Origin of the sequence: Pseudomonas parakoreensis, from assembly GCF_021602155.1 — a bacterium.
Lineage (GTDB): Bacteria > Pseudomonadota > Gammaproteobacteria > Pseudomonadales > Pseudomonadaceae > Aquipseudomonas > Aquipseudomonas parakoreensis.
On sequence record NZ_BQHY01000006.1, the window covers coordinates 220855 to 246848 of the forward strand.

The window sequence follows — 25994 nt, forward strand, 5'->3', positions numbered from 1 at the left end:
TTTGAATCACGTGACGACCCTACTCCATGGCCAAGAAGCTTTACATCGAAACCCACGGTTGCCAGATGAACGAGTACGACAGCTCGCGCATGGTTGATCTGCTGGGCGAACATCAGGCCCTGGAAGTCACCGCCCGCGCGGAAGACGCCGACGTGATTCTGCTCAACACCTGCTCGATCCGCGAGCGCGCCCAGGATCGGGTGTACTCGCAGCTCGGCCGCTGGCGCGAACTGAAACTGGCCAACCCGGACATGGTGATCGCCGTCGGTGGTTGCGTGGCCAGCCAGGAAGGTGCGGCGATCCGTGATCGCGCCCCGTACGTCGACGTGGTCTTTGGCCCGCAGACCTTGCACCGTCTGCCGGAAATGATCGACGCCGCGCGCAGCAGCAAGCTGCCGCAAGTCGACGTCTCGTTTCCGGAAATCGAGAAATTCGACCACTTGCCCGAGCCGCGCATCGATGGCCCGAGCGCCTACGTGTCGGTGATGGAAGGCTGCAGCAAATACTGCACGTTCTGCGTGGTGCCTTACACCCGTGGTGAAGAAGTCAGCCGGCCGTTCGATGACGTGATCGCCGAGATCATCCACCTCGCCGAAAATGGCGTGCGTGAAGTGACCCTGTTGGGGCAGAACGTCAACGGCTATCGCGGCCTGACCCACGATGGGCGTCTTGCCGATCTGGCCGAGCTGATCCGCGTGGTCGCCGCCGTCGACGGTATCGACCGCATCCGCTATACCACTTCGCATCCGCTGGAGTTCTCCGACAGCCTGATCCAGGCACACGCCGAGGTGCCGGAACTGGTCAAACACCTGCACTTGCCGGTGCAGTCGGGTTCCGACCGGATCCTCGCGGCAATGAAGCGCAACCACACCGCGCTGGAATACAAATCCAAACTGCGCAAACTGCGCGCCGCCGTGCCGGGCATCTGCATCAGTTCGGATTTCATCGTCGGCTTCCCGGGCGAGACCGAGAAAGACTTCGAACAGACCATGAAGCTGATTGCCGATGTCGGCTTCGACTTCTCCTATTCGTTCGTCTACAGCCAGCGTCCGGGCACGCCGGCGGCCGATCTGGCCGATGACACCCCGGAAGAACTGAAGAAAGAACGCTTGAATGCCTTGCAGCATCGTTTGAATCAGCAAGGGTTCGAGATCAGCCGACAAATGGTCGGTTCGATCCAGCGCATTCTGGTTACTGACTATTCGAAGAAAGACCCGGGCGAACTGCAAGGGCGCACCGAGAATAATCGTATCGTCAACTTCCGCTGCGATAATCCGACCCTGATCGGCCAGTTCGCCGACGTGCACATCGACGCGGCGCAACCGCATTCGCTGCGCGGCTCGCTGGTCCAATAACATCGCGCGCTTTCTGTAGTAGGACTGTTGTGGTGAGGGGATTTATCCCCGATGGTTGGCGCAGCCGACCCAACGCTGAAGTTGCGGTGAATCTGCCATACCAAGAGCTCTGGTTTTGGGGCCGCTCCGCGGCCCATCGGGGATGAATCCCCTCGCCACAGATAACTCCACCCGCCATAGAAAGGCGCTCCAAACTCGCATCGATATTTAAGAGCTTTCGCACCCACGCCACTGGCGTTATCCTTGATTTCATCTTAATTGCCCCAGGGCGGCTAAATACGACCTTGAACGCACCCATAGAACCACATCGTTTTATCCTCGAGCCCTTTGAGGCCCGCCGCTTCGCCAATCTGTGCGGGCAGTTCGACGAGCATCTGCGCTTGATCGAACAGCGCCTGGCCATCGAGATCCGCAATCGCGGAAACCAGTTCGAACTGATCGGCGACCCCAAGCACACCACGTCTGCGGAAAACCTGCTGCGCCGCCTGTACCGCGAAACCAAGGGTACCGAGCTGTCACCGGACATGGTGCACCTGTTTCTCCAGGAATCGGCCGTCGTCGAACGGGACAATCACGCTCCCGCTGAAGCTTCCGTCGCCCTGCGCACCAAGAAAGGCATGATTCGCCCCCGTGGCTTGAATCAGCTGCGCTACGTGAAGGAAATCCTCGGCAACGACATCAACTTCGGCATCGGCCCGGCCGGTACCGGCAAGACCTATCTGGCGGTGGCCTGCGCAGTCGATGCCCTGGAACGCGAGCAGATCCGCCGCATTCTGCTGGTGCGTCCGGCGGTTGAAGCCGGTGAAAAGCTCGGCTTCCTGCCCGGCGACCTGGCGCAGAAGATCGACCCGTACCTGCGCCCGCTCTATGACGCACTCTACGAGATGCTCGGCTTCGAATACGTGGCCAAGCTGATCGAGCGTCAGGTGATCGAAGTCGCGCCACTGGCGTACATGCGCGGTCGTACGTTGAACAACAGCTTCATCATTCTCGACGAAAGCCAGAACACCACCGTCGAGCAGATGAAAATGTTCCTGACCCGGATCGGCTTTGGCTCCACCGCCGTGATCACCGGTGACATCACCCAGGTCGACCTGCCGCGCGGCACCAAGTCCGGCCTGCATCATGTGATCGAAGTACTCAAGGATGTTCCGGGCATCAGCTTCACCCACTTCCAGCCCAAAGACGTCGTGCGCCACCCGTTGGTGCAGCGGATCGTCGAGGCCTACGAGCGCTTCGAGACCCGTGCCGAAGCCGCCAGGGAAACCTCGCGCGATGCTTGAGCTGGATCTGCAAATCGCTACCGAAGCGAGCGCCCCGAGTGAAACCGAGTTCCGCCAATGGTGCGAACTGGCCCTGCGCCAGCGCAGCGCCGACTCGGAAATGACCATTCGCCTGGTCGACGAGGAAGAAGGCCGCGAACTCAATCACACCTGGCGCCACAAGGATTACGCAACCAACGTCCTGTCGTTCCCGGCGGAAGTCCCGGACGAATTCCTCGACATCCCGCTGCTCGGCGATCTGGTGATCTGCGTGGCGGTGGTCGAACGCGAAGCTGCCGAACAAGGCAAGGAACTCAAGGCCCATTGGGCACATCTAGTCATTCACGGCTGCTTGCATCTGCTCGGTTACGACCATATAGATGACGACGAAGCTGAAGAAATGGAAGCACTGGAACGCGAGTTGCTTGCCGAACTGGGCTATCCCGATCCGTACGCGGACGACGAAACCGAAACATCCCCTATCGTTACAACAAAGGATTCAGAGTAATCGCTATGAGCGAAGATCGATCGAGCAACGGGCAGAAGTCATGGCTGGGTAAACTGACCCAGGCTTTTGCCCACGAGCCGAAGAACCGTCAGGAGCTGCTTGAGCTGCTGCGTGATGCACATCAGAACAAACTGCTGGACAGCGAAGCGCTGGCCATCGTCGAAGGCGCCATTCAGGTGGCTGACCTGCAAGTACGCGACATCATGGTCCCGCGCTCGCAGATGATCAGCATCAAGGCGACCCAGACCCCTCGTGAATTCCTGCCCGCCGTGCTCGACTCGGCGCACTCGCGCTACCCGGTCATTGGCGAAAGCCACGACGACGTGATGGGCGTGTTGCTGGCCAAGGACCTGCTGCCGCTGATCCTCAAGGAGAACGGCGACAGCTTCAACATCAAGGACCTGCTGCGCCCGGCCACCTTCGTGCCGGAGTCCAAGCGTCTGAACGTGTTGCTGCGTGAATTCCGCGCCAATCACAACCACATGGCCATCGTCATCGACGAATACGGCGGCGTGGCCGGTCTGGTGACGATCGAAGACGTACTGGAACAGATCGTCGGCGACATCGAAGACGAGCACGACGTCGAAGAAGACAGCTACATCAAGCCGCTGCCCAGCGGTGACTTCCTGATCAAGGCCCTGACGCCGATCGAGAACTTCAACGAGTTTTTCGACAGCGAATTCTCCGACGACGAGTTCGACACGGTCGGCGGTCTGGTGATGAGCGCGTTCGGGCACTTGCCAAAACGTAACGAAATCACTGAAATCGGCGCCTATCGTTTCCGCATCCTGAATGCCGACAGCCGTCGGATTCATTTGCTGCGACTGACGCCAATCGCTCGTTAAATCTAAGGACTGAAATGCGCTGGACAACCCGCCCCGGCTGGCCCGGTAACCTGCTGGCCGTGGCGGCCGGTGCAATCACCACCTTCGCCCTGGCCCCGTTCAACATCTGGCCGCTGGCTTTGCTCGCGGTCGGCCTGTTCTACGCCGGCCTGCGTGAGCTGAAACCGCGTCAGGCGCTGGGCCGTGGCTGGTGCTTCGGTTTCGGACTGTTCGGTGCCGGCACCAGCTGGATCTACTACAGCATCCACCATTTCGGTGGTGCATCGGTGTTGCTGGCCGGGTTCCTGATGCTGCTGTTCACCGCAGCGATCGCGTTTTTCTTCGCCCTGCCCGCCTGGGTCTGGGCGCGCTGGTTGCGCCGCAATGAAGCACCGCTGGCCGATGCGCTGGCGTTTGCCGCACTGTGGGTCGGCCAGGAAGCCTTTCGCGGCTGGTTCCTCACCGGTTTCCCGTGGCTCTACTCCGGCTACAGTCAGCTCGATGGCCCGTTGGCCGGGCTCGCGCCGGTCGGCGGCATGTGGCTGGTATCGTTCGTTCTGGCGCTGACTGCAGCGCTGATCTACAACGCGCCCCGCTTGTTGCAATCCGGTCGCAAGGGCTTTATCGCGGCTGGCCTGGTGTTGCTGGTCGGGCCATGGGTGGCGGGCATTGCGCTCAAGGGCCACGCCTGGACCAGTCCGTCCGGTCCGGCTCTGAGCGTTGCCGCGATTCAGGGCAACGTCGAACAAAGCATGAAGTGGGACCCGGCGCAGCTCAATGCGCAACTGGCGCTATACCGCGACCTGAGTTTCCGTTCCAAACCGGTGGACCTGCTGATCTGGCCGGAAACCGCGGTGCCGGTGCTCAAGGAGTCCGCCGAAGGCTACCTGAACATGATGGGTAACTTCGCCGCCGAGCGTAAATCGGCGTTGATCACCGGCGTACCGATCCGCGAGACGGTTCGTCACGAAAAACGCTTTTTCAACGGCATTACCGTGGTCGGCGAAGGCGATGGCACCTACCTCAAGCAGAAACTGGTGCCGTTCGGCGAATACGTACCGTTGCAGGATCTGCTGCGCGGGTTGATCGCGTTCTTTGATTTGCCGATGTCCGACTTCGCTCGCGGTCCGGCGGATCAGCCGTTGTTACAGGCCAAGGGTTATCAGATCGCACCATTCATCTGCTACGAAGTGGTGTACCCGGAGTTCGCTGCAGGTCTCTCGGCACGCAGCGATCTGCTGCTGACGATCAGCAACGACACCTGGTTCGGCACCTCGATCGGCCCGTTGCAGCACCTGCAAATGGCGCAGATGCGCGCACTTGAGGCCGGCCGCTGGATGATCCGCGCCACCAACAATGGCGTGACCGGGCTGATCAACCCGTTCGGGCAGATAACCGAGCAGATTCCGCAGTTCGAGCAGGGCATTCTGTATGGCGAAGTGGTGCCGATGCACAACCTGACGCCGTACCTGCAATGGCGCTCGTGGCCGCTGATCATCGTCTGTGTGCTGCTGTTTGGCTGGGCGCTGATGGCAAGCCGGATGTCGAAAACCCTTTAAAAGCAATCCATGAACACTGTGGTGAGGGGATTTATCCCCGATCGATGACGCAGTCATCGCAAATCCATTGCACTCGTTTTACCTGAAAGGCCGAGATGCAGGTTTTGTTTTGGGGCGGCTTCGCCACCCATCGGGGATAAATCCCCTCGCCACAGAAGTCCTCTCAAAACAGTGCTCTTAGCGGTAAAACAGCGAATACCCCACCTGCCCTACCGCCTCATTCAGCAACTGCCCGCTCTGCCAGATCGATTTGAACTCCGGCAGCCAGCCACCAAACGGTCGCGCATTATCGGTCCCGAGAAACCCTACGGGCGCCGGCACCACTTCAAATCCTGCCTGCTGAAAACACCACACGGCGCGCGGCATATGCCAGGCCTGGGTGACGACGACCACGCGTTTTATGCCTTGAGGCAACAAAATGTCGGCGCTGAATTTGGCATTTTCCCAGGTTGTGCGACTCTCGCCTTCCTGCCAGCGCGTGGTCACGCCGAAGTCATCGCGCAGCGAATCGGCCATTAACTTCGCCTCGGTCGGCGGCGTGCCGTAATGCAGGCCACCGCTGGTCAGAATCGGCAGCCCGGAGGCCTTGGCCAGTCGCGCCGCATAGCGCTGACGCTCCAGCCCCACGCCGGTCGGCTGATCCTCACCCCAGGCCAGATCACCGCGCTCGCGCCCGGAGCCCAGCACCACAATGGCATCGGCCCGCTGCGCCAGAATTGACCAGGCATCACGGGGCAGCGACGGCTCACGTTCCAGTGCCTTGGCGCCCCACTGTACGACCACCGGCAGGCTCATCAGCCAGAATCCACCCAGCCCCAAGGCAAAACACAGGCCGGCCAGCCGTGGCCGGGAACGGCGCAGCCACCAGGCGACCAGCAACAGCAGCAAAAGAATGCCGGGCGGCAACAGAAGTTGTTTGATGAAGTAACGAAAAGGCATCGGGGCATCTCCAGAGATGCCCGAAGCCTAAGAGTGTTAATGATGCGTTACAACCGATAGGCAGGATCCTGTTGGAAAAGATCCGTTATCTGACCTGCCATGCGTTTACTTGGCCTGTACAGAACGAACCTTGACGGTGTCTCTGCCGGGCGCCTTGTCCTTGAGCCAGATGACCTTGGCTGAATGTGCTGTATCGAGCTGTTTCACTGCCTGCGACAGGTATCCATGCGCTTCACGCTCACTGCGATCCAGATAGGCCTTGACCAGTTTGAACTCGGCGGGGCTCAAGCCACGCAATTCCAGTTCCACGGGGCGCTCATCGCGCAGCCGGCCAGCGGTTTTGGCAGCGTCGAGCGCCATGCCCAGACGATCCATCAACCGTTCGTACAACTCGGGTTTCGTCACGTTTTTTTGCCGTTGCTCCACCATCCCTCACCTCATTGAAGATAAGACTCACTCCCCAATAAGAGCTTAGCTTCGCTGCACAAACCGGCTGAACGCCGCGACCAACGGCCCTCGCCACGGTTTTCGGGGGCCAGACAGCTGTAATCAGGGTTTCCCTAGGCCAAGCGCGGTCATGTATGCTACGGCGCTTCCTGTCATTCCACTTCCAGCCTGTCCGGAGCATCCCCCGGAGGGCGCGTTGAAGAGGATTAGGCCACCCCTATCCAGTACAAAAGTAGCCATGCACGAACAATATCAGCCCCGTGAAATCGAAGCCGCCGCCCAGTCGTTCTGGGACGAGCAAAAGTCCTTTGAAGTCAGTGAACAGCCAGGCAAGGAAACCTACTACTGCCTGTCGATGTTCCCTTACCCCAGCGGCAAGCTACACATGGGGCACGTGCGCAACTACACCATCGGCGACGTGATCTCCCGCTACCAGCGCATGCAAGGCAAGAACGTTCTGCAACCGATGGGTTGGGACGCCTTCGGCATGCCGGCGGAAAACGCCGCGATGAAGAACAACGTGGCGCCCGCCAAGTGGACCTACGAAAACATCGCCTACATGAAATCCCAGCTGCGCAGCCTGGGCCTGGCGGTGGACTGGTCCCGTGAAGTGACCACCTGCAAGCCCGATTACTACCGCTGGGAACAATGGCTGTTCACTCGCCTGTTCGAAAAAGGCGTGATCTACCGCAAGAACGGTACCGTGAACTGGGACCCGGTCGACCAGACCGTGCTGGCCAACGAACAGGTGATCGACGGTCGCGGCTGGCGCTCCGGCGCGCTGATCGAAAAGCGCGAAATCCCGATGTACTACTTCAAGATCACCGCCTACGCGGATGAGCTGCTGGAGAGCCTCGACGAACTGACGGGCTGGCCGGAACAGGTCAAGACCATGCAGCGCAACTGGATCGGCAAATCCCGCGGCATGGAAGTGCAGTTCCCTTACAACGTCGACTCGATCGGCGAAGCAGGCACCCTCAAGGTCTTCACTACCCGTCCGGACACCCTGATGGGCGCAACTTACGTTGCCGTGGCCGCCGAGCACCCGCTGGCCACCCAGGCCGCGCAGAACAACCCTGAGCTGCAAGCGTTCATCGCTGAATGCAAGGGCGGCAGCGTCGCTGAAGCCGACGTCGCCACTCAAGAGAAGAAAGGCCTGCCGACCGGCCTGTTCGTCGAGCACCCGCTGACCGGTGAAAAACTCCCGGTATGGGTCGCCAACTACGTGTTGATGCATTACGGCGACGGCGCCGTGATGGCGGTGCCGGCGCACGACGAGCGCGATTTCGAATTCGCCCACAAGTACAACCTGCCGGTCAAATCGGTGGTGCGCACCAGCTCCGGCGACACCAACCCGGCTCCGTGGCAAGACGCCTACGGCGAGCACGGCACGCTGATCAACTCCGGCGAGTTCGACGGCCTGGACTTCACCGGCGCCTTCGACGCCATGGAAGTCGCCCTGATCAAGAAAAACCTCGGCGCCTCGCGCACCCAGTTCCGCCTGCGCGACTGGGGCATCAGCCGTCAGCGCTATTGGGGCTGCCCGATCCCGATCATCCACTGCGCCACCTGTGGCGACGTGCCAGTGCCGGAAGACCAGTTGCCGGTGGTTCTGCCAGAAGACGTGGTGCCGGACGGCGCCGGTTCGCCACTGGCGCGCATGCCGGAATTCTACGAGTGCAGCTGCCCGAAATGCGGCCAGCCTGCCAAGCGTGAAACCGACACCATGGATACCTTCGTCGAGTCCTCGTGGTACTACGCCCGTTACGCCTCGCCGCACTTTGAAGGCGGTCTGGTGGAAAAATCCGCGGCCGACCACTGGTTGCCGGTGGATCAGTACATCGGCGGTATCGAACACGCCATTCTTCACCTGCTGTACGCGCGCTTCTTCCACAAGCTGATGCGTGACGAAGGTCTGGTGAGCTCCAACGAGCCGTTCAAGAACCTGCTGACCCAGGGCATGGTAATCGCCGAGACTTACTATCGTCGCGAAGCCAACGGTGCCTACACCTGGTTCAACCCGGCGGATGTGGAACTGGAGCGCGACAGCAAAGCCAAGGTCATCAGCGCCAAACTGAAATCCGACGGCTTGCCGGTGGAAATCGGTGGCACCGAGAAAATGGCCAAGTCGAAGAACAACGGCGTCGACCCCCAGTCGATGATCGACCAGTTCGGCGCCGACACCTGCCGCCTGTTCATGATGTTCGCCTCGCCGCCGGACATGAGCGCCGAATGGTCGGACTCCGGCGTTGAAGGCTCGCACCGTTTCCTCAAGCGCGTCTGGCGTCTGGCGCAGACCCACGTCACCCAGGGCCTGGCGGGGAAACTGGATCTCGCCGCTCTCAACGACGAACAGAAAGCCGTGCGCCGCGCCATCCACCTGGCCATCAAGCAGGCCAGTCACGACGTCGGCCAGAACCACAAATTCAACACCGCCATCGCTCAGGTGATGACGCTGATGAACGTGCTGGAAAAAGCCGCGCAAGGCACCGAACAGGACCGCGCGCTGATTCACGAAGGCCTGGAAGCCGTGACGCTGCTGCTGGCTCCGATCACGCCGCACATCAGCCATGAGCTGTGGAAGCAACTGGGCCATGCTGCCCCGGTGATCGATGCGGGCTGGCCTGCGGTCGATGAAAACGCACTGGTACAGGACAGCCTGCAACTGGTCATTCAAGTGAACGGCAAGCTGCGTGGCCAGATCGAAATGCCGGCCAGCGCCACCCGCGAAGAAGTCGAAGCGGCTGCCCGTGCCAACGAAAACGTGCTGCGTTTCGTCGACGGTCTGACCATTCGCAAAGTGATCGTTGTACCAGGGAAACTGGTCAACATCGTCGCCAGCTAAATTGGATTGGGCGCCAGGTTCGCCTGGCGCACTGTAAAACCTTTCGGGCCGCAGGGTCGGCCCACATGGTTTCAAGGGGAGCAACACAATGATCAAACGCAATCTGCTGGTGATGGGCCTCGCCGTTCTGCTGAGCGCCTGCGGTTTCCAGCTGCGTGGTACCGGCACCAATGAACTGACGATCAAGGAGCTCGACCTGAGCGCCCGCAACGCTTATGGCGAGACCGTCACCCAACTGCGTCAGGTGCTGGAGTCCAGCGGCGTCAAGGTTTACAACGGTGCACCGTACAAGCTGTACCTGGCTGACGAGCAGGAGAGCCAGCGTATCCTCAGCTACGCCGGGGCCGGCCGTACGGGCGAATACCAGGTCAGCACCGTGCTGAACTACGACATCGTTGGCGAACATAACCTGAACCTGCTGAGCGACAAGCTCGAAGTGCAGAAAGTGTTCATTCACGACGGCAACAACCTCGTCGGCTCCGATCAGGAAGCCAACGACGCCCGTCGCGAAACCCGTCGCGAATTGGTTCAGCGCATGATGCTGCGCCTGCAACAGCTGACGCCGGGCCAACTGCAGCAATTGCAGCAAGCGGCCAACGACCGTGCCCGGGCCGAAGCCGATGCACTGAAGGCGGCACAGAAGGCTGAAGCGGAAACACCGCGTCAGTCGCCGCTCGAACTGCCGCAGCAGTAAGACGTACGGGGCGCTCAGGCGCCCCGTACGCCCTCTCTTATGAAGCTCGCTCCCGCTCAACTCGGCAAACACCTGCAAGGCGCGCTCGCGCCCGTCTATATCATCAGCGGCGATGACCCGCTGTTGTGTCAGGAAGCCGCCGACGCCATCCGCAGTGCTGCCCGCCAGCAAGGTTTCGACGAACGCCAGGTGTTCGCCGCCGACGCCAATTTCGATTGGGGTACCTTGTTGCAGGCCGGCGCCAGCATGTCGTTGTTCGCCGAAAAACGTCTGCTGGAGCTGCGCCTGCCTTCAGGCAAGCCCGGTGACAAGGGCGCTGCCGCACTGATCGAATACTGCTCACGCCCCGCCGAAGACACCGTGCTGTTGATCAGCTTGCCCAAGCTCGACGGCAGTGCGCAGAAGACCAAGTGGGGCAAGGCGCTGGTCGAAGGTCAGCAGACCCAGTTCATTCAGATCTGGCCGGTGGATGCCAATCAGCTGCCGAGCTGGATTCGTCAGCGCCTCTCCCAGGCCGGGTTATCGGCCAGTCAGGATGCGGTCGAACTGATTGCCGCACGCGTGGAGGGCAACCTGCTCGCCGCCGCGCAGGAAATCGAAAAGCTCAAGCTGATGGCCGAAGGTGGGCAGATCACCGTCGAAACCGTGCAGGCCGCGGTGGCCGACAGTGCGCGCTTCGACGTGTTCGGCCTGACCGATGCCGTACTCAAAGGCGAACCGGCCCACGCCTTGCGCATGCTCGAAGGCCTGCGCGGTGAAGGCGTCGAGCCACCGGTGATTCTCTGGGCTCTGGCACGGGAGTTGCGCCTGCTGGCCAATATCTCGCTGCAGTACAGCCAGGGCACACCGCTGGACAAGTGCTTCAGTCAGGCGAAACCGCCGGTCTGGGACAAACGCAAACCGCTGATGAGCAAAGCCCTGCAACGCTACTCGGCGCCACGCTGGGCGCAGTTGCTGCTTGAAGCCCAGCGCATCGATGCGCAGATCAAGGGTCAGGCCGCCGGCTCGCCATGGATGAGCCTGAGCCGATTGGCGTTGTTGATGGCGGGCCAACGCCTTTCGCTGCCCGCCGAATAATCTGTCATACCGCAAACGACTCTTCGCGAGCAGGCTCGCTCCCACATTGAAACGCATTCAAATGTGGGAGCGAGTCTGCTCGCGAAAGCGTCAGAACATTCCTACCTATCAGGGACTGGACAGGCGTCCAACATCGGCAGATTATTTCCCCCGCAAAACCACTCAATCGAGAGAACCCTCATGAGCAAAAAGCCATCAAAACATGGCCCGAACAAGGCCAAATCCATCGTCGCCCAACCCCTGTTCCGCAGCCGCCAGGAACGACCGTCCAAGGGCAAAGGCAGCTACCGCCGCGAAGCCTTCCAGTCTGACAGCTGGGAGGCTTCTTACTTTCTGGCTGCCTGAAGCGCAGTACCCCCCGGTCATGTTAAGGTCTGTACCTGAATCGTATCCCCTGGAACCGTGCATGCCCTTTCGTCTTTCCCGTCGTTGGCCCGTTCGCCAACTGATCGCTGCCTCCAGCTTCATTTTGCTTGTCGCCTGCGCGGAAAAACCTACCGCCGCCGATGCGCAACCTCTCCAAGCCGCCCCTGTCGCAACAGCCCCGGCAATCATCCCGCCGGTAGTGCCGTCCGCCGACCCTCTTGATCTTCAGCCCACCCAGACCTTTGCCGAATGGCAGGCCGGTTTCCGCAAGGATGCCCTGGCGGCCGGGATCCGCGCCGAGCTGTTCGATCGCGCGTTTGCCAATGTCAGCTTCGATGCCAGCGTGATCAAGGCCGACCGCAGCCAGCCGGAGTTCTCACGTCCGGTGTGGGAATACCTCGACGGCGCCCTCTCGCCACTGCGAGTGCGCAAGGGCCAGGCGCTGATCAGTCAGTACGCCGACATCCTGCAAAGCATCGAACAGCGATATGGCGTCGATCGTCAGGCACTGGTGTCGGTGTGGGGCATGGAAAGCAATTTCGGCCAGTTCCAGGGCACCAAGTCAGTGATCAACTCGCTGGCGACCCTGGCCTACGAAGGTCGTCGTCCGGGCTTTGCCCATGCGCAACTGATTGCGGCGCTGCAGATCCTGCAACAGGGCGATATCACCCCAGAGAAGATGTTGGGCTCGTGGGCCGGTGCGATGGGCCAGACCCAGTTTATTCCGACCACCTACAATACCCACGCGGTGGATTTCGACGGTGACGGTCGCCGCGACATCTGGGGCAGCCCGGCCGATGCTCTGGCCTCTACCGCGCACTACCTGCAAAGCTCCGGCTGGCAGCGTGGTCAACCGTGGGGCTTCGAAGTGCAATTGCCGAGCAGCTTCAACTACACCCTGGCCGATGGCGCGATTCGCAAAACTGTCGCCGAATGGCGTCAACTGGGCGTGAGCCTGCCCAATGGCAGTCAGGCACCGGCCGGCTCGGAACAATTGTCCGCCGCCCTGCTGCTACCAGCCGGTTATCGTGGCCCGGCGTTTCTGATCCTCGACAACTTCCGGGCGATCCTCAAATACAACAACTCGTCGTCCTATGCACTGGCGGTGAGCCTGTTGTCCGAGCGCTTCAATGGCGCTGGCCTGATCAACGGCACGTGGCCGAAAGATGATCTGCCACTGAGCCGTACCGAGCGTATCGAATTGCAGACCCTGCTGAGCGCACGCAATTACGATGCAGGCACGGCTGACGGGATCATCGGCGCCAATACGCGCAAGGCGATCCGCAGTGCCCAGCAGGCGTTTGGCTGGCCCGCGGACGGGTACCCGACGCATAAGTTGCTTGAGAGCCTGCGTACTCAATAAAGCAAAATCAAAAGATCGCAGCCTTCGGCAGCTCCAACAGGGTATGTAGCAATCCCATACAGGAGCTGCCGAACGCTGCGATCTTTTTGCGTCACCCGAGCATTATCGGGTGACCACATCCTGCTCCAGCATCAACTCCTTCTTCCCTGCATCCAAGCGAACCAGCGCCCCCATCGGCAGGGTCAGGTTCGGATCACAATGCCCGCTGCGCCACCCCGACAGCACCGGAATCCGCAACGGCTCGAACGTCTGCTTGAGCAGACGGTTCAACGCATCGATATCGACCCCGGCCACATCACCGACCAGCACCCCGCGCAATCGGGCCAGTTTGCCGGCCAGACGCATCTGCGTGAGCAAACGGTCGATGCGATACAGCGGCTCGTTGACGTCCTCGATCAGCAGAATCACCCCTTCCACGTCGATTTCATAAGGCGTCCCCAGCGTCGAGGCAATCATCGCCAGATTGCCGCCGAGCAAGCGCCCGTGAGCGATGCCCGGTTCGACCGTGGTCAACGGATAAGCCACTGGATGGCTCAGCACACTGCCCGCCTTCAACTGACCGCGCAGCATGGCGAAGAATGAGGTGACCGTCGGTGGTTCCTTGTCGCCCAACAGATCGGCGTTGAGCAGCGGGCCGTGGAAGGTCACGAACCCGGCGTAGCGACTGATTGCCAGATGCAGCGCGGTGATGTCGCTGTAGCCGACAAACGGCTTGGCGTGACGACTCAGCAGGTCGTAATCGATCCGGTCCAGCAAGCGCGGCGTACCGTAGCCGCCACGCAGGCAGATGATCGCGTCGACTTCTGAGTCGGCGAATGCCGCGTGCAGGTCATGGAGGCGTACGTCATCGCTGCCGGCCAGATAGCCATCCTTCTCGTAGACACCGGGGAACACCTTCAGCGCATAACCGCGGGTGCGCATCCACTGCACAGCCTTTTGCGTGTCCAGCGCGCCGGGGCCGGCGGGGGCGATCACGCCGATCAGCCCTTCGGATGGCAGCGCCGGTACGGGTTTATGCGGAAAAAGGCTGTGGGTCGGTCGAACGGTCATCCATGGTCTCCCTGTGAACTCATGCACACACAGTAGTCAGGTACAAAGACAAACAAAAGAGTGCGCGGCAGGCGCAAACAAAAATACCCGCCGAGGCGGGTATTTTCGCAAAGCGCTCAGCGCCGGATCAGGAACCGAGCAGCTCGGCCTTGACCAGTTTCGCCTGCTCATCGGCGTGGTACGACGAACGTACCAGCGGACCGGAAGCGACGTTCTTGAAGCCCATCTTGTAGCCTTCTTCGGCGAACCAGGCGAAGGTGTCCGGGTGCACGAAACGCTGCACCGGCAAGTGGCTGCGGGACGGTTGCAGGTACTGGCCCAGCGTCAGCATGTCGATGTCGTGTTCACGCATGCGCTTCATGACTTCGATGACTTCGTCGTCGGTCTCGCCCAGACCCAGCATCAGGCCGGATTTGGTCGGAATGTGCGGCATCATCTGCTTGAAACGCTGCAGCAGGGTCAACGACCACTGGTAGTCCGAACCCGGACGCGCAGCCTTGTACAGGCGCGGCACGGTTTCCAGGTTGTGGTTGAACACATCCGGCGGCTCGGCGGCAGTGATTTCCAGGGCGATGTCCATGCGGCCACGGTAGTCCGGGACCAGGGTTTCCAGTTGTACATTCGGCGACAGCTTGCGGATTTCGCGAATGCAGTCGGCAAAGTGCTGGGCACCGCCGTCACGCAGGTCGTCGCGGTCAACCGAGGTGATCACCACGTACTTGAGTTTCAGATCGGCGATGGCGATGGCCAGGCTTTCCGGCTCGTTGACGTCCAGTGGTTTCGGACGACCGTGGCCAACATCGCAGAACGGGCAACGACGGGTGCAGATGTCACCCATGATCATGAAGGTCGCGGTGCCGCCGGAGAAGCACTCGCCCAGGTTCGGGCAGGACGCTTCTTCACAGACGCTGTGCAATTTGTGTTTGCGCAGCAGGCTCTTGATCCGGTCGACTTCCGGCGAAACCGGAATGCGTACGCGAATCCAGTCGGGCTTCTTCGGCAGTTCGGTGGTCGGAATGATCTTTACCGGGATGCGTGCAACCTTCTCGGCGCCGCGCAGCTTGACGCCGGCTTCAACCTTGGGACGCGGGGCCGGGCGCTCGGTCACGTCGAGCGTCGGGATCATGGTTTGCACTGCATCAGTAGTCATATCAGTCGATTCCGCCCGTCAGGGTCGTCTGCTCAGCATAGTCGAGGTGTTTGACGAGCTGCGCGCGCAGCCGGGCACTTACCTCGGCAAATTCAATCGATCCTGCGTGATCGCTCAGCTGGGTCATCGCCAGCCCGGCATAGCCGCAGGGATTAATCCGTCGAAACGGTTCCAGGTTCATATCCACGTTCAAGGCCAGGCCATGAAAGGAGCAACCGTGGCGAATCCGCAAACCCAGAGAAGCGATTTTCGCTCCGTCGACGTAGACGCCGGGAGCATCTGGCTTGGCGGCGGCGGTGACGCCGTAGCTGGCCAGCAGTTCGATCAGGCACTGTTCCATGCGCGTGACCAGATCACGTACGCCGAAACCCAGCTTGCGCACATCCAGCAACAGGTAGGCGACCAACTGGCCCGGGCCATGATAAGTCACTTGCCCGCCGCGATCGACCTGTACTACCGGGGTATCACCCGGCAGCAGCAGGTGTTCGGCCTTGCCGGCCTGACCCTGGGTGAACACCGGAGGGTGCTCGACCAGCCAGATTTCGTCGGCGGCATTGCTGCCGCGTTCGTTGGTGAAGCGTTGCATGGCATGCCAGACCGGCTCGTAAGCCATCTGGCCAAGTTCGCGAAAGCCCAGCGTGCCCGGCATCACAACACCATGTGCACGAAACCGGAAGCCCGCAGTTCGCTGTTGATGTTGTACAGCTGATCCTGGTCTGTCGCGACGATGTGCAACTGGATGGTGGTGTACTTGCCGTTGCTGCTTTGACGCTCGTCGATGCGCTCATCATTGATGGTCGCGTGTTTCTTGACGATGTCGATGATCTTGTCTTTGTTGCCGACGCCCGTATCGCTGATCACCTTAATCGGATAATCAGTTTGCGGAAATTCGATCTTTGGCGCCTTTACTTCGGTATCGGTCATGGCGTAACGGCCTCTAGAGCGCAAGCCGTGGTAACGCACATGGCCCCGCACCGGAACGGGGCGGGGCCATGCAGGTCAACACAAATCAGTTGAACAAGCCGTAGAAGAATAGACGGATGCTATCCCACATGCGGCGGAAGATACCACCCTCCTCGACAGCGTCCAGAGCGATCAGGTCGGCGCTGTGCACCACCTTGTCGTCCAGTTTCACTTCGACTTTACCGATCACGTCGCCCTTGGCGATTGGCGCGGTCAGTTGCGGGTTCATGGTCATGCTGGCAGCGAGTTTTTTCAGCTGGCCTTTTGGCAGGGTCATGGTCAGATCCTCAGCCAGGCCGGCCTTGACCTGGCTGGTGGTGCCTTTCCACACCGGGGCCTGAGCCAGTTCGGTGCCCTTCTGGTAGAAGGTCTGGGTTTCGAAGAAGCGGAAGCCGTAGGTCAGCAGCTTCTGGGTTTCAGCGGCGCGGGCCACTTCGCTGTTGGTGCCGAACACCACAGCAATCAGACGTTGGCCGTCACGTACAGCCGAGGACACCATGCAGTAGCCGGCTTCGTCGGTGTGACCGGTTTTCAGACCGTCAACGGTCTTGTCGCGCCACAGCAGCAGGTTGCGGTTAGGCTGCTTGATGCCGTTCCAGAAGAACTCTTTCTGCGAGTAGATCGCGTAGTGAGCCGGGTCTTCGTGGATGATCGCACGGGCCAGGATCGCCATGTCGTGAGCCGACGAGTAGTGCTCAGGGTTCGGCAGACCGGTCGGGTTCATGAAGTGCGAGTTGGTCATGCCCAGATCGGCGACCGTCTTGTTCATCAGGTCGGCGAACGCGTCTTCGCTGCCGGCGATGTGCTCGGACAGCGCCACGCTGGCGTCGTTGCCGGACTGAATGATGATGCCGTGCAGCAGGTCGCTGACGGTCACTTGCGAGCCGACCTTGATGAACATCCGCGAACCGCCGGTACGCCAGGCGTTTTCGCTGACGGTCACCGGGTCGTTCTCACCGATCTGGCCGCGACGGATTTCCAGCGTAGCGATGTACGCGGTCATCAGTTTGGTCAGGCTGGCTGGCGGCAGACGCTGGTCACCGTTGTTCTCCACCAGCACGTTGCCGCTGCTGGCGTCCATGAGCACGTAGGCTTTTGCAGCCAGTTGAGGTGGCGACGGCATCATCTCGGCCGCGAAGGCGGCTGGCGAGAGGAGCAGCGGGACTAGCAGACACAGGCGTTTGGCAAAGGTGGTGATGTTCATCCGTCTCTCGAAATCGCTAATGGAAACTTGCCCGAAGGCAAAACTATTCAGACAGCCTTCTAACGGGCCATCGCGTGTTCAGTTGCTCACTCCAGTCACCCTTGCCGGGCTTTTGTTCTTCGACGAGCCAACAACCTGGTCCACCCCCAAAAACCGCAAGTGAACCGTCAATCAAGTGCTACGTTTCTTACTCGGTGACCACGCTCGGCGAGCCGAGATTGGCCAGGCGTACACTGTTCTGCACCTGGGCGATTTCACCCGGCGAACCGATCGGCCCCAGGCGTACCCGGTGCAGGGTCTGCTGATTGCGCACGATCGAGCTGATGAACACCGGAGCGCTCACCATCCCGCTGAGCTTCGACCTCAGGAGTTCTGCAGCGTCCGGGTTGGCGAACGCGCCCACCTGCAGATACTGGCCAGACGCTGGTGCAGAAGCGTTTTTTTTTGCGCTGATCTGTACAGGGACAGTGTCAGAGGCATGTTGTTGCGGCGGCGGGGTCCACTGCTCGATGGTACCGGCCGACGCCGTGATCACCGGGGCGCTATTCTGCGCGACTTGCGGCTCGTTGAGCATCAGCGGCGCCGGACGGCCCTTGGCGGCCCACCATTGTTGCGGATCGATACCTTCGACCTTGACCCGCGCGGTGCCGATTTCGGCATAACCGAGCTTCTTCGCGGCCGCGTAGGACAAGTCGATGATCCGGTCCGAATAGAACGGCCCGCGATCATTGACCCGCAGGATCACGCTCCGGTTGTTGTCCAGATTGGTCACACGCACGTAACTGGGCAGTGGCAGAGTCTTGTGGGCGGCACTCATGCCGTACAGGTCATACACTTCGCCGTTGGCGGTGTTCTGCCCGTGGAACTTGGTGCCGTACCAGGAAGCGGTGCCCGAGGCGACGTAGGTCTTGGATTCCTGCAACGGGAAATAGGTCTTGCCCAGCACGGTGTACGGGTTGGCCTTGTAAGGACCGGTGTGCAGGGTCGGCGTGGCGTCGGGGATGCGCGAAACATCGACATCCCACCACGGCGCGCCATCTTTGTGCGCGCGGTTGATGTCCAGCCCCGGCTGCGCACGCACCGCAGTGGACGGGGTCTTCTGGGTCGGCGCGCGGCTGGTCGAACAGCTGGCGACCAGCACCGCCAACGCGGCGAATGCCACCAGCTTCAGGGGTTTATTGATAGGCAATGCCCGCATTACTTGACGCCCCGTGCTTTTACCAGCTCTTCAGACAGTTGATGTACGGCCATGGCGTACATCACGCTGCGGTTATAACGCGTGATCGCGTAGAAATTCTTCAGGCCCATCCAGTATTCAGGGCCGTTGTCGCCTTCGAGGCGAAATGCAGTAACCGGCATATCATCGCGCAGCGCATCATGACTTGACCAGCCCAGCGCCCGCAACTCTCCAACCGTTTTCGTCGGCTCGATGCCGGTGGTCAGACCTTCGTCGACCTGTTCGCCGCGCACGTCGGCGCGGCTCACCACCGGTTCCCCGGCGACCCAGCCGTGACGCTTGAAATAGCTGGCCACGCTGCCGATCGCATCATCCGGATTGGTCCAGATATTGATGTGACCGTCACCGTCAAAATCCACCGCATAGGCGCGAAAGCTGCTCGGCATGAATTGCGGCAAGCCCATCGCCCCGGCGTACGAGCCCTTGAGGGTCAATGGATCGACCTGTTCCTCACGGGCCAGCAGCAGGAACTCACGCAATTCCTTGCGGAAAAATTCGGCACGGGGAGGATAGTCGAATCCGAGCGTGGACAATGCATCAATCACCCGGTAATTGCCGGTATTGCGTCCGAAAAAGGTCTCGACGCCGATGATCGACACGATGACTTGTGCCGGTACGCCGTATTCCTGCTCGGCACGGGCCAGTACGGCCTCGTGCTGGCGCCAGAAGTCCACACCACGGGCGATGCGCGCGTCGGTGATGAACATCGGGCGATATTCTTTCCACTGTTTGACCCGCTCGGCGGGCTTGGAGATGGCGTCGAGAATCGCCTGCTTGCGCTGGGCCTCGCGGAACACGGCCATCAGTTGCTCGCCGGCAAAACCGTAGTCGCGGGTCATTTCGCCGACGAATTCAGCCACCTGTGGCGAGCCTTCGTAATCGCCGGCCAGCACTTCCTGCGCGCTGCCAAGGATGCCGACCAGGCCGACCCACGGCGCGTAACGAGTCGCCCAGCTGCGCATGACTTGCATTGAACTCTTCACCTTATTCAAACCTGTGCGATCCACTTGCGATGCGTATGAATCGACATCAAAACCCCAAACGCTGACAGCAGTGTCACCAGCGAAGTTCCTCCGTAGCTAATGAAGGGCAACGGCACCCCCACCACCGGCAACAGGCCACTGACCATACCGATGTTGACGAAAACGTAAACAAAAAACGTCATGGTCAACGCACCGGCGAGCAATTTGCCGAACAGCGTCTGCGCCTGGGCGGTGATCACCAGGCCGCGACCGATCAGCAACAGATAGATCAGCAGCAGCGCGCAGATGCCGACCAGACCAAACTCTTCGCCGAGTACCGCGATGATGAAGTCGGTATGGCTCTCCGGCAGAAAGTCCAGGTGCGACTGGGTGCCCAGCAGCCAGCCCTTGCCGAACACGCCGCCGGAACCGATCGCGGCTTTCGACTGGATGATGTTCCAGCCAGTGCCCAGTGGATCACTTTCCGGATCGAGGAACGTGAGGATCCGCTGCTTCTGGTAGTCGTGCATGATGAAGAACCACATGGCGATCGCCACCGGCACGGCCGCAGCCAGCACGCTGAGGATCCAGCGCCAGCGCAGCCCGCCCATGAACAGCACGAACGCGCCGCCGGCCAGAATCAGCAGCGACGTCCCGAGGTCGGGTTGGCGCACGATCAGAATGAACGGCACACCGATCAGCATCAGGCTGATGCCGACGTGCTTGAGCTGCGGCGGCAGCGTGCGCTTGGACAGATACCAGGCAATCGTTGCCGGCATCAGGATCTTCATGAACTCCGAAGGCTGGAAGCGGATCACTCCGGGGATGTTGATCCAGCGCGTCGCACCCATGGCGTTGTGGCCCATGATGTCCACCACCATCAGCAGCACCACGCCGACCACATAACCGAGCGGCACCCAGCGGGCCATGAAACGCGGTTCGAACTGGGCGATGACGATCATCGACACCAGGCCGATGCCGAACGAAGTGGCTTGTTTGCCCAGCAGATCCCAGCTCTTGCCGCTCGCCGAATACAGCACGAACAGACTGCCCGCGGCGAGAATCAGCAGCAGGATCAACAGCGGGCCATCGATATGCAGACGTTGCAGCAGCGTCGCACGACGACGCATCACATCCTCACTGGAGAGCATGCGATCAAAATTATTCATCACGGGCCGTAGCCTCCGCACTGATAGGACCGGCGTATTCGGCCTTCAATCGACCCTCCTGATCCAGAAGCCAGGCATCCATGACCTGACGCACGACCGGCGCGGCGACACCGGAGCCGGACTCACCGTTCTCGACCATCACCGAAACAACGATTTTCGGGTTGTCGGCCGGAGCGAAACCGACGAACAAGGCGTGGTCGCGGTGGCGCTCCTGAACCTTGGACCGGTCGTATTTTTCACCTTGCTTGATCGCGACCACCTGAGCCGTACCGGACTTGCCGGCGATGCGGTATTGCGCACCGATTGCCGCCTTGCGCGCGGTCCCTCTGGCGCCGTGCATCACTTGCTGCATGCCGTGGTTGACCTTGGTCCAGTCCGACGGATCGCGCAGGACGATATCCGGCATCGGGTTTTCATCTACCGGTTTGGCACCTTCTATGGTCTTGGCCAGGTGCGGCCGGTTCCAGATGCCTTTGTTGGCCACCAGCGCCGTGGCCTGCGCCAGTTGCAAGGGTGTGGACTGCATGTAGCCCTGGCCGATCCCCAGAATCAGGGTCTCGCCCGGGAACCACGCCTGTTTGCGCGTCGCACGCTTCCACTCGCGGGACGGCATCAGGCCGGGAGATTCTTCGAACATGTCCAGCGAGACCTTCTGGCCGATGCCGAACTTGTTCATGTAAGCCGACAACCGATCAATGCCCAGCTTGTGCGCCAGGTCATAGAAGTAGGTGTCGTTGGAACGCATGATCGCCGTGTCGAGGTCGACGAAGCCGTCACCGGTGCGGTTCCAGTTGCGGTACTTGTGATCGTAGTTGGGCAGCATGTAGTAACCGGGGTCGAACACCCGGCTCGACGCCGTCACCACACCGGCATCGAGACCGGCAATCGCCACCGCCGGCTTGATCGTCGAACCCGGCGGGTACAGACCGCGCAGCACCCGGTTGAACAGCGGCCGGTCGATGGAATCGCGCAGCTCGGCATAGGCCTTGAAGCTGATGCCGGTGACGAACAGGTTCGGGTCGAAACTCGGCTGACTGACCATTGCCAAGACTTCACCGGTGTTCGGATCGAGCGCCACCACCGCGCCGCGCCGCCCGCCCAGTGCAGCTTCCGCCGCTTCCTGCAGTTTGATGTCCAGACTCAGGACGATGTCCTTGCCGGGAATCGGATCGGTCCGCTTGAGCACGCGCAGCACGCGGCCGCGGGCGTTGGTCTCGACTTCCTCGTAACCCACCTGCCCGTGCAGTTCCGGCTCGTAAAAACGCTCGATGCCGGTCTTGCCGATGTGATGGGTGCCGCTGTAGTTGACCGGGTCGAGGGTCTTCAGCTCCTTCTCGTTGATCCGCCCCATGTAACCCACCGAGTGCGCAAAATGCGCGCCCTGCGGGTAATGACGCACCAACTGCGCGACCACTTCCACCCCAGGCAGGCGGAACTGGTTCACCGCGATCCGGGCGATCTGCTCTTCGGTCAGCTCGAACAGAATCGGCACTGGCTCGAACGGCCGGCGCCCCTGGCGCATGCGTTTTTCGAAGATCACCCGGTCCTCGGGCGTCAGCTGCAGCACTTCGACGATCACGTCGAGCACTTGCTGCCAGTCGCCGGAGCGCTCGCGGGTCATGCTCAGGCTGAAGCTCGGACGGTTGTCCGCCACCACCACGCCGTTGCGGTCGAAGATCAACCCGCGGGTCGGCGGAATCGGCTGCACGTGGACGCGGTTGTTTTCCGAGAGTGTCGAGTGGTACTCGTACTGGATCACCTGCAAGTAGTACAGCCGCGCAATCAGTACGCCGATCAACAGCATGACCGCAACAGCCCCGAACACGACGCGGCTACGCACCAGGCGGGCGTCCTTTTCGTGGTCCTTGATGCGGATCGGCTGAGACATGAGGGCAGGACTACTTGTGGTAAGGGTGACCGGACAGCACGGTCCAGGCACGGTACAGCTGTTCGCCGATCAGGATCCGCACCAGCGGGTGCGGCAAGGTCAGCGGCGACAACGACCAGCGCTGGTCGGCGCGAGCGCAGACTTCCGGCGCCAGCCCTTCGGGGCCACCGACCATGAAGTTGACCGTGCGCGAATCCAGCCGCCAACGGTCGAGTTCGACCGCCAGTTGCTCGGTGCTCCAGGGCTTGCCATGCACTTCCAGCGTGACGATCCGCTCGTTCGGCCCGACCTTGGCCAGCATGGCTTCGCCTTCCTGGCGGATGAAACGGGCCACGTCGGCGTTCTTGCCACGGGTATTGAGCGGAATTTCCACCAGTTCCAGCGCCAGCTCGGACGGAAGACGCTTGGCATACTCATGCCAGCCTTCTTCCACCCACTTGGGCATGCGTGAACCGACGGCGATCAGTCGCAGTCGCACAGCAATCCCTTACAGCTGGTCTTTGTTGAGCTTGGTGAAATGCTCGTGGGTGTTTTCCGGGCTGTGGTGCTTGGCGTCTGCCGCACGGCTTTGCTCGGCACCGGCCCACAGGCGCTCCAGGTCGTAGAACTGACGTGCCGAGGCAGTCATCATGTGCACGATCACCAGGTCCAGATCGAGCAGCACCCAGTCGCTGTCGCCCTTGCCTTCTTCGCCCAGCGGCCTGGCGCCTTGCTTTTTGACCTCTTCACGGACCTTGTCCAGCATCGCGTTGATCTGGCGATTGGAGGTACCGGTGGCGATGATCATGTAATCGGTGATGCTCTGCTTGTCGCGAACATCGATGATCTGGATGTCTTGTGCCTTGACGTCTTCCAGGGCTGCCACGGCAACCTTGACCAGCTCGTCGCCCTTGAGCGGCTCATTGGTGTTGGCGACTTCCGGCAGCGGCGCGCTCTTGAACGTGCCTTTGCGCTTAACTTTGCTTACATCTTTGTCGGTCATATAAAACTCGTTTTGCTCATGTATTCGGCGGCTTGGCGATACGTGGATTCGTATCAGTGAAGCACGCCTTGTTCAGTTCGACGCACGGTACAGACCGTGCGCATCGATGTAGGCCAGGACCGCGTCGGGCACCAGGAAACGTACCGACTTACCGCTGGCCAGCAGTTGACGGATCTGGGTGGCGGAAACCGCGAGCGGTGTCTGCCAGACGAATGCAATCTGTCCGCTCGGCCCTTTGACGGCCAGCGGGTCGCTCACCGAACGCGCTGCCAGCAGGTTGCGCAAGGCATCCGGCGGTTCGCTGTCGGCGTCCGGGCGCTGTAGCACCAGGATATGGCAATGCTGGAGCAACTCCTCCCAGCGGTGCCAAGTGGGCAGGCCGCAAAATGCGTCCCAGCCCAAAAGCAGAAAAACCTGGGTCTCGGCGGCCATTTCGGCACGCATCAACTCCAGGGTATCGATGGTCCAGGACGGTTTGTCCCGCTGCAATTCGCGGGCGTCCACCACCAGCGGCGGCACTCCGGCCACCGCGCACTCAACCATGGCCAGCCGATCCTGCGCCGACACCTGCGGCGTATCGCGATGCGGCGGCCGGGCGCTGGGCATCATGCGCAGCTCGTCGAGCCCGAGCGCTTCAGCGACTTCCAGCGCACCGCGCAAATGGCCGATGTGCACCGGATCGAACGTGCCGCCCAGCACGCCAATGCGTTGCGGGCGAGACTCGCTGCCGGTTTGCGGCGCTGTCAGGTCGAGGTCGGTCAAGTCAGACCGTCGCCTGGCCGCGCAGCTGGCCATCACCGACCACGATGTACTTCTCGCAGGTCAGCCCTTCGAGACCCACCGGGCCGCGGGCGTGCAGCTTATCAGTAGAAATGCCGATCTCGGCACCCAATCCGTATTCGAATCCATCGGCGAAGCAGGTCGGGGTGTTGATCATCACCGATGCCGAGTCGACTTCCGCGACGAAACGTCGGGTGTCGGCGAGGTTTTCGCTGACGATCGAGTCGGTGTGGTGCGAGCCGTAATGGTTGATGTGTTCAATGGCTTGATCCAGTCCGTCGACCACGCGAATCGACAGGATCGGCGCCAGATACTCGGTACTCCAGTCGTCCTCGCTGGCCGCATTCGCGTCAATGATCGCCCGGGTGCGCTCGCAGCCACGCAGCTCGACGCCTTTTTCGCGGAACTGGGCTGCCATCGACGGCAGGAAATCCTTGGCAACACTTTGATCGACGAGCAGGGTCTCCATCGCGCCACAGATGCCATAACGGTAAGTCTTGGCATTGAAGGCGATGCGCTGGGCTTTCGCCAGATCGGCGTGGGCACTGACATAAACGTGGCAGATGCCGTCCAGGTGCTTGATCACCGGCACGCGGGCGTCACGGCTGATGCGCTCGATCAGGCCACGGCCACCGCGCGGCACGATCACGTCGACGTACTCAGGCATGGTGATCATCGCGCCGACGGCGGCACGGTCGGTGGTTTCGACCACTTGCACCACGGCTGCCGGCAATTCGGCCTCGGCCAGACCGCGCTGGATGCACGCGGCAATCGCCCGGTTGGAATGAATCGCCTCGGAACCACCGCGCAGGATGGTCGCGTTACCGGACTTCAGGCACAGGCTGGCGGCATCGATGGTCACGTTGGGCCGGGATTCGTAGATGATCCCGATCACACCCAGCGGCACGCGCATCTTGCCGACTTGAATGCCGGACGGGCGGAAGCTCATGTCACGGATCGCACCGACCGGATCCGGCAGTGCTGCCACCTGGCGCAGGCCGACGATCATGCCATCGATGCGCGCGGGAGTCAGTTCCAGACGTTCCAGCAAGGCTGGCTCCAGACCATTGGCGCGACCAGCGGCCAGATCCTGTTCGTTGGCTGCGGCCAGCTCGGCGCGCGCAGCGTCCAGCGCATTGGCAGCAGCCTGCAAGGCGCGGTTTTTCTGCGCGGTGCTGGCACGGCCGATGACCCGGGAAGCTTCGCGGGCGGCGCGACCCAATCGGGTCATGTAGTCAAGAACGGACTCAGTCATGGTCTGCTGGGGTCTTGGCAAAGAGGAAAGCGGCAGATTATAGCTGTCGCGTCCCGGGACTAACAGCGGTGACGGGCGGATGGTCGAAATGGACTGCAATTTGCCGACGTTCAGC

The 25994-nt window shown here is 61.2% G+C and carries 25 protein-coding genes; 10 read left to right on the forward strand and 15 right to left on the reverse strand.

Annotated features, from left to right (window positions below):
* Positions 1 to 26 precede the first annotated feature (26 nt).
* The 5 genes from miaB to lnt all read left to right on the forward strand — a co-directional run bounded on the left by miaB (position 27) and on the right by lnt (position 5508).
* The gene (miaB, locus tag L6D63_RS11385) at positions 27 to 1355 is read left to right on the forward strand and encodes a tRNA (N6-isopentenyl adenosine(37)-C2)-methylthiotransferase MiaB (protein ID WP_003228520.1); all 1329 of its coding nucleotides are present in this window, start codon (positions 27 to 29) and stop codon (positions 1353 to 1355) included.
* Positions 1356 to 1639: 284 nt separating this feature from the next.
* A complete protein-coding gene (locus L6D63_RS11390) occupies positions 1640 to 2638 on the forward strand; it encodes a PhoH family protein (protein WP_131671545.1) in 999 nt (332 codons plus the stop codon).
* Positions 2631 to 3125, forward strand: coding sequence for an rRNA maturation RNase YbeY (gene ybeY, locus L6D63_RS11395; protein ID WP_041065031.1), 495 nt, complete (start codon positions 2631 to 2633; stop codon positions 3123 to 3125). The genes L6D63_RS11390 and ybeY overlap by 8 nt, the downstream gene beginning before the upstream one ends.
* A gap of 5 nt (positions 3126 to 3130) precedes the next feature.
* Positions 3131 to 3970, forward strand: a complete 840-nt coding sequence (locus L6D63_RS11400; RefSeq protein ID WP_003228526.1) for an HlyC/CorC family transporter — start codon at positions 3131 to 3133, stop codon at positions 3968 to 3970.
* A 14-nt stretch (positions 3971 to 3984) separates the two neighbouring features.
* Complete coding sequence (lnt, locus tag L6D63_RS11405) at positions 3985 to 5508, forward strand: apolipoprotein N-acyltransferase (RefSeq protein WP_027612887.1); 1524 nt, start codon at positions 3985 to 3987, stop codon at positions 5506 to 5508.
* Between the two features lie 177 nt (positions 5509 to 5685).
* Here the strand turns inward: lnt and L6D63_RS11410 are convergent, their stop codons facing one another.
* Positions 5686 to 6447 carry a YdcF family protein gene (locus L6D63_RS11410; RefSeq protein ID WP_131671544.1) on the reverse strand — a complete coding sequence of 254 codons (762 nt, stop codon included), beginning with the start codon at positions 6445 to 6447 and terminating at the stop codon, positions 5686 to 5688.
* A 105-nt stretch (positions 6448 to 6552) separates the two neighbouring features.
* The gene (locus L6D63_RS11415; protein WP_047296802.1) at positions 6553 to 6876 is read right to left on the reverse strand and encodes a hypothetical protein; all 324 of its coding nucleotides are present in this window, start codon (positions 6874 to 6876) and stop codon (positions 6553 to 6555) included.
* Positions 6877 to 7132: 256 nt separating this feature from the next.
* On the opposite strand from L6D63_RS11415, the gene leuS reads away from it, so the two are divergent.
* The 5 genes from leuS (at position 7133) to L6D63_RS11440 (ending at position 13239) form a co-directional block, all read left to right on the forward strand.
* Positions 7133 to 9739: a leucine--tRNA ligase gene (gene leuS / locus L6D63_RS11420; protein WP_131671543.1), complete on the forward strand. Its 2607-nt coding sequence runs from the start codon at positions 7133 to 7135 to the stop codon at positions 9737 to 9739.
* Between the two features lie 88 nt (positions 9740 to 9827).
* On the forward strand, positions 9828 to 10433 hold the full coding sequence (locus tag L6D63_RS11425; RefSeq protein WP_041065019.1) for an LPS-assembly lipoprotein LptE: 606 nt from the start codon (positions 9828 to 9830) through the stop codon (positions 10431 to 10433).
* Between the two features lie 39 nt (positions 10434 to 10472).
* A complete protein-coding gene (holA, locus tag L6D63_RS11430; RefSeq protein ID WP_131671542.1) occupies positions 10473 to 11510 on the forward strand; it encodes a DNA polymerase III subunit delta in 1038 nt (345 codons plus the stop codon).
* 180 nt (positions 11511 to 11690) lie between these two features.
* Positions 11691 to 11855 (forward strand): alternative ribosome rescue factor ArfA, encoded by a 165-nt coding sequence (arfA, locus tag L6D63_RS11435; RefSeq protein ID WP_047296807.1) that lies wholly within the window; start codon positions 11691 to 11693, stop codon positions 11853 to 11855.
* A 61-nt stretch (positions 11856 to 11916) separates the two neighbouring features.
* On the forward strand, positions 11917 to 13239 hold the full coding sequence (locus L6D63_RS11440; protein ID WP_121187377.1) for a lytic murein transglycosylase: 1323 nt from the start codon (positions 11917 to 11919) through the stop codon (positions 13237 to 13239).
* Positions 13240 to 13341: 102 nt separating this feature from the next.
* Here the strand turns inward: L6D63_RS11440 and L6D63_RS11445 are convergent, their stop codons facing one another.
* The 13 genes from L6D63_RS11445 to L6D63_RS11505 all read right to left on the reverse strand — a co-directional run bounded on the left by L6D63_RS11445 (position 13342) and on the right by L6D63_RS11505 (position 25879).
* Positions 13342 to 14289: a S66 peptidase family protein gene (locus L6D63_RS11445; RefSeq protein ID WP_047296811.1), complete on the reverse strand. Its 948-nt coding sequence runs from the start codon at positions 14287 to 14289 to the stop codon at positions 13342 to 13344.
* A 127-nt stretch (positions 14290 to 14416) separates the two neighbouring features.
* A complete protein-coding gene (gene lipA / locus L6D63_RS11450) occupies positions 14417 to 15415 on the reverse strand; it encodes a lipoyl synthase (protein ID WP_162130488.1) in 999 nt (332 codons plus the stop codon).
* A gap of 25 nt (positions 15416 to 15440) precedes the next feature.
* Entirely contained in the window at positions 15441 to 16088 is a 648-nt protein-coding gene (lipB, locus tag L6D63_RS11455) for a lipoyl(octanoyl) transferase LipB (protein WP_131671541.1), read from the reverse strand.
* Entirely contained in the window at positions 16088 to 16363 is a 276-nt protein-coding gene (locus tag L6D63_RS11460) for a DUF493 domain-containing protein (protein ID WP_027612895.1), read from the reverse strand. Before L6D63_RS11460 ends, lipB begins: the two co-directional genes overlap by 1 nt.
* An 85-nt stretch (positions 16364 to 16448) precedes the next feature.
* Complete coding sequence (locus L6D63_RS11465) at positions 16449 to 17606, reverse strand: D-alanyl-D-alanine carboxypeptidase family protein (protein ID WP_003228546.1); 1158 nt, start codon at positions 17604 to 17606, stop codon at positions 16449 to 16451.
* A gap of 187 nt (positions 17607 to 17793) precedes the next feature.
* Positions 17794 to 18804, reverse strand: coding sequence for a septal ring lytic transglycosylase RlpA family protein (locus L6D63_RS11470; protein WP_047296813.1), 1011 nt, complete (start codon positions 18802 to 18804; stop codon positions 17794 to 17796).
* Positions 18804 to 19814: a lytic murein transglycosylase B gene (gene mltB, locus L6D63_RS11475; RefSeq protein ID WP_047296814.1), complete on the reverse strand. Its 1011-nt coding sequence runs from the start codon at positions 19812 to 19814 to the stop codon at positions 18804 to 18806. The genes L6D63_RS11470 and mltB overlap by 1 nt, the downstream gene beginning before the upstream one ends.
* A gap of 17 nt (positions 19815 to 19831) precedes the next feature.
* The gene (gene rodA, locus L6D63_RS11480) at positions 19832 to 20935 is read right to left on the reverse strand and encodes a rod shape-determining protein RodA (RefSeq protein WP_047296919.1); all 1104 of its coding nucleotides are present in this window, start codon (positions 20933 to 20935) and stop codon (positions 19832 to 19834) included.
* 31 nt (positions 20936 to 20966) lie between these two features.
* Positions 20967 to 22862 (reverse strand): penicillin-binding protein 2, encoded by a 1896-nt coding sequence (gene mrdA, locus L6D63_RS11485; protein WP_041064994.1) that lies wholly within the window; start codon positions 22860 to 22862, stop codon positions 20967 to 20969.
* A 10-nt stretch (positions 22863 to 22872) separates the two neighbouring features.
* Complete coding sequence (gene rlmH, locus L6D63_RS11490) at positions 22873 to 23340, reverse strand: 23S rRNA (pseudouridine(1915)-N(3))-methyltransferase RlmH (RefSeq protein ID WP_003185785.1); 468 nt, start codon at positions 23338 to 23340, stop codon at positions 22873 to 22875.
* Between the two features lie 9 nt (positions 23341 to 23349).
* Positions 23350 to 23844, reverse strand: a complete 495-nt coding sequence (gene rsfS, locus L6D63_RS11495) for a ribosome silencing factor (protein ID WP_047296815.1) — start codon at positions 23842 to 23844, stop codon at positions 23350 to 23352.
* Between the two features lie 72 nt (positions 23845 to 23916).
* Complete coding sequence (gene nadD, locus L6D63_RS11500) at positions 23917 to 24639, reverse strand: nicotinate-nucleotide adenylyltransferase (RefSeq protein WP_047296816.1); 723 nt, start codon at positions 24637 to 24639, stop codon at positions 23917 to 23919.
* Positions 24608 to 25879 (reverse strand): glutamate-5-semialdehyde dehydrogenase, encoded by a 1272-nt coding sequence (locus L6D63_RS11505; RefSeq protein ID WP_047296817.1) that lies wholly within the window; start codon positions 25877 to 25879, stop codon positions 24608 to 24610. The genes nadD and L6D63_RS11505 overlap by 32 nt, the downstream gene beginning before the upstream one ends.
* Positions 25880 to 25994 lie beyond the last annotated feature (115 nt).